We start from the raw sequence: 3,874 nt of genomic DNA, 5'->3' as shown, positions 1-3,874 counted from the left end.
GTGTTAGGCCTGCCGCCAGCGTTCGTTCTGAGCCAGGATCAAACTCTCAAGTTGAAAGGCCGTTACCAGCCTATCCTTGACGTTCGAACCTCTGCACATCTCCCGACCCGGCTAGGATCGGGAAGTCTCTGTTTGTTGTGCTTCGGGTTTCATCAGAAACCGAAAGCCGTCCAAACAGTGAAGCTGACACTCTCATCATCGCGCCTCGGGTTGCCCCGTCTTGCTAGAGAGCTCGATATGCACGGTCGATCCGTCGAACGAACCAAACCGCCCGCATATCTCTTCAGTTACCATCGATGTCAAAGAGCGAGAGACAAAATCGAACCGACTGCGCTACTTCCTTGTGAGCGCGGCCCGCCTCATCTGTCTCTGTTTTTGTTTGCCTCCCGCACCACCGCGTGTCGCTGCGGCCCGTTTGGCGTTCCCGGTAGCGCCTCAGCGCCGCCGGTGAGGGGCTATTTACGGATCGGTGCGGGGGGCCGCAAGGGCTTTTTTTCAGAAAGATCGGATTTTTTGCGATATTCGTGGAACACGCTATAAAATCAATAGGTTAGACGCCGAGAAATCCTGCGCGACCGGGTCTTTCGACCGCCTCGTCGGGCCGCTCACGCGACTCGCCCGGCGCCCGATTCCGACCTTTGGTGGTTGCCCACAGGCTTATCCCCATATCTGGGGCCGAAGCACCCGGGGAGACCTCCTTCAGGCCCTCGTGCGGCGAGTCGAAGGGAGGAATCGCGTCGCCAGAAGCGCCAGGATCGCCCCCATGTAGAGGAGCGGCTCGAACTGGAAGCCCTTCGCGAGCCAGATGTAATGCAGAGCGCCGAGGATCGCGGCCGGGTAGACCAGCTTGTGCAGCCGGCGCCACGCCGCCCCGCCCATCCTGCGCACCGACCAGTCGTTCGAGGTGAGGCCGAGCGGAAGCAGCAAGAGGAACGCCGCCATCCCGATGGTGATGTAGGGTCGCTCGAGGATGTCGGCCCAGACCCGCGAGAGCGCCTGCACGTCGAGCACCGCCCAGACGAGGACATGCGCGAGAAGGAAGAAGAACGTCAGCACCCCGATTGCGCGCCGGAAGGGCATGAGGTTCAGGCCGAGGTAGCGGCGGAGCGGCGTCACCGCGAGCCCCGCCACGAGAAGGTTGATCGCCAGCTCCCCGTAGCGATGCTCGAGCTCGGTGATCGGCTCCGCCCCGAGCCCGCCGGTCAGCCCCAGCCAGAAGAGCCACGCCGCCCAGCCCGCCCCCGCGACGTAGAGGGTCCAGGGCGGCACCTTGCGGAGCGCGCCGTTCAGCGTCTGGATCATCTCCGGACGCGCGGGGATGCGGTCGGACAGTGCCATCAGTGAAACTCGATCAGGTCCATGCCTTCATAGAGCGACGCGACCTCTTCCTCGTAGCCGTTGAACATCAGCGTCGGGATGTTCCGCGCGAAGAGGCCGCCGCCCACGCGCCGCTCGAATTCCTGGCTCCAGCGCGGATGCTCGCGGTTGGGGTTCACGTTGGAATAGAAGCCGTACTCGTGCGGTGCGTACTGATTCCAGGACGCCACCGGCTCCTCGGCGACGAGGCTGATGCGCACGATCGACTTGATGGACTTGTAGCCGTACTTCCACGGCACGACGAGGCGGATGGGCGCGCCGTTCTGGTTCGGCATCGGCTCGCCATAGAGGCCGGTCGCGAGAATCGTCAGCGGATGCATCGCCTCGTCGAGGCGCAGCCCCTCGCGATAGGGCCAGTCGAGGATCGGCACGCGGAGGCCCGGCATCTCCTCGGGGCGCATCGCGGTCTCGAAGGCGACGTAGCGCGCGCCGTCCTGCACGCCCACGCGGTTCAGCAGGTCGGCCAGCTCGAAGCCGTTCCACGGAATCACCATCGACCAGCGCTCGACGCAGCGCAGACGATAGATGCGCTCCTCGATGGTCTGGCCCGCGACGATGTCCTCGAAGCTGTAGGTGCCGGGGTTGTCGACCAATCCGTCGATCTCGACGCTCCAGGGCGAGGTCGTCAGCCGGTGCGCGTGCTCGGCCGGGTCGCTCTTGTCGGTGCCGAACTCGTAGAAGTTGTTGAAGGTCGTGATCTCCTCCCAGGAGTTCGGCGTGAGGTCCCAGGCGTCCTGCGCCCGTGCCTGCCCGCCCGCCATCCCGGCGGCGAGAAGGGCGCCCCCGCCTGTCATGAGCTGGCGGCGGTTGAGGTAGACCTCCTTGGGCGTGACGTCGTCCCAGGTCAGGTCGGATCTGTAGCGATGGGCCATGCGGTCCTCCGGCTTTGGTGCGTTAGCAGGTAATGTGACCCTTTTTAGCCGCCCGCCTACCCCCAGCCGCGCGATCTCACGCAAGTGTTTTCCCGCGTGCGCGCGTGCGCGCGCGACGAGAGGGGGCGGAGCGCGGCTGGTCCGGGGCGCATCCTCGGGGGAGGACACGGACCGGGCCGGGCGATTGTTTCGCCGGGCTAGGCTCACGCGGCATCACCTCTGCTCACGCGCACTTTACTGGAAACCACGGAGCGGCGCGGCTTAGCCGCGAGGCTTCGCCCGTCAAGGGCGGGCGCGGAAATCCGCGCATCTTGAAACGGTTGGCGGCCTCGACATCTGGCGGCGCGACGAGGTGCACGAAGACGCCTCGCGCAACCCACGAAGGAGACGATACCATGCGCAAGATCATGATGACCCTCGCAGCGACCACCGCGCTGTCCCTGCCCGTCGCCGCCAACGCCCAGACGATCGTCGAGACCGCCGTTGCCGCCGGCAACTTCACCACGCTGGTCGCAGCTGTCGAGGCTGCCGGCCTCGTCGAGACGCTCTCGGGCGAAGGTCCGTTCACCGTCTTCGCGCCGACCGACGAAGCCTTCGCAGCGCTGCCCGAGGGCACCGTAGAGGGCCTGCTCGCCGATCCCGAGGCGCTGGCCGCGATCCTCACCTACCACGTCGTCCCGGGCGCCGTGATGTCGGGCGACCTCTCCGACGGCATGACCGCAACCACCGTGAACGGCGCCGACATCACCATCTCGATCGACGGCTCGACCGTCATGGTGAACGACGCGACCGTCACCGCGGCCGACATCGAGGCCTCGAACGGCGTGATCCACGTGATCGACAGCGTCATCCTCCCCCCGATGTAAGACGCCCATCGCCACTACGGCCCGGCACCTGCCGGGCCGTTTTCTTTCCGGAGATCCTTCAGACAGGGAGGACCAGTCATGGACCGCCGCAACTTCATCACCGCCACGGCCGCCTTCGCAGCCGCACCCCTCGCGCTCAGCCTGCCCGCCCGCGCCGTCACCGGCTCGCAGACCATCGTCGAGCTCGCCGCCGCCACTCCCGACCTCTCGACCCTCGTGACCGCGGTTCAGGCCGCGGGCCTCGTCGAGACGCTGTCGTCCCGCGGCAACTTCACCGTCTTCGCGCCGACGAACGCGGCCTTCGCGGCGCTGCCGCCCGGCACGCTCGACGGCCTTCTGGCGGACACCGACGCGCTGACGAACGTGCTCACCTATCACGTCTCGGCCGACTACTACCCGGCCTCGGCGCTGCTCGGCCAGCGCGGGCGCATCCCGACGGTCCAGGGCGGGTTCATCAACCTCGACGCCCGCGGCTCGGGCGTGCACCTGAACCGCAACGTCGCCGTGACCACGCCGGACGTCTTCGCCTCGAACGGCGTCGTCCACATCATCGACGGCGTGCTCCTTCCGCACTGAAGGCGGAAACCCGGCCGCCCCGCGCCCTCCCCCGCGGGGCGGTTTCGATTGCCGCAGACGACGCCCGGGGCTAGCCTCGGGCCATGAGCGCAGCCCCCGTCCGCAGGAGCATGACGGCCGCCGATGGCACGGTCCTCAGCTACCTCGCGCAGGGCTCGGGGCCTCCGGTGCTCCTGCTCCACG

General features: G+C 66.9%; 4 protein-coding genes. 2 read left to right on the top strand and 2 right to left on the bottom strand.

Annotated elements, in window-relative coordinates; genetic code table 11:
- Positions 1–699 precede the first annotated feature (699 nt).
- Together msrQ and msrP are read right to left on the bottom strand one after the other, a co-directional pair.
- Complete coding sequence (gene msrQ / locus ACTS11_RS14430; protein WP_442640998.1) at positions 700–1,338, bottom strand: protein-methionine-sulfoxide reductase heme-binding subunit MsrQ; 639 nt, start codon at positions 1,336–1,338, stop codon at positions 700–702.
- Entirely contained in the window at positions 1,338–2,249 is a 912-nt protein-coding gene (gene msrP / locus ACTS11_RS14425; protein ID WP_442640997.1) for a protein-methionine-sulfoxide reductase catalytic subunit MsrP, read from the bottom strand. Before msrP ends, msrQ begins: the two co-directional genes overlap by 1 nt.
- Positions 2,250–2,656: 407 nt before the next feature.
- Between msrP and ACTS11_RS14420 the strand changes: the two genes are divergently transcribed.
- Both ACTS11_RS14420 and ACTS11_RS14415 read left to right on the top strand, forming a co-directional pair.
- Positions 2,657–3,115, top strand: coding sequence for a fasciclin domain-containing protein (locus ACTS11_RS14420; protein ID WP_442640999.1), 459 nt, complete (start codon positions 2,657–2,659; stop codon positions 3,113–3,115).
- Positions 3,116–3,193: 78 nt separating this feature from the next.
- Positions 3,194–3,691: a fasciclin domain-containing protein gene (locus ACTS11_RS14415; protein ID WP_442640996.1), complete on the top strand. Its 498-nt coding sequence runs from the start codon at positions 3,194–3,196 to the stop codon at positions 3,689–3,691.
- Positions 3,692–3,874 lie beyond the last annotated feature (183 nt).

It is taken from the genome of Roseicyclus sp., assembly GCF_052168335.1.
Taxonomy (GTDB): domain Bacteria; phylum Pseudomonadota; class Alphaproteobacteria; order Rhodobacterales; family Rhodobacteraceae; genus Roseibacterium.
Note: the sequence above shows the minus strand (reverse complement) of the source record. Positions and strands in the feature narration are given on the sequence as shown.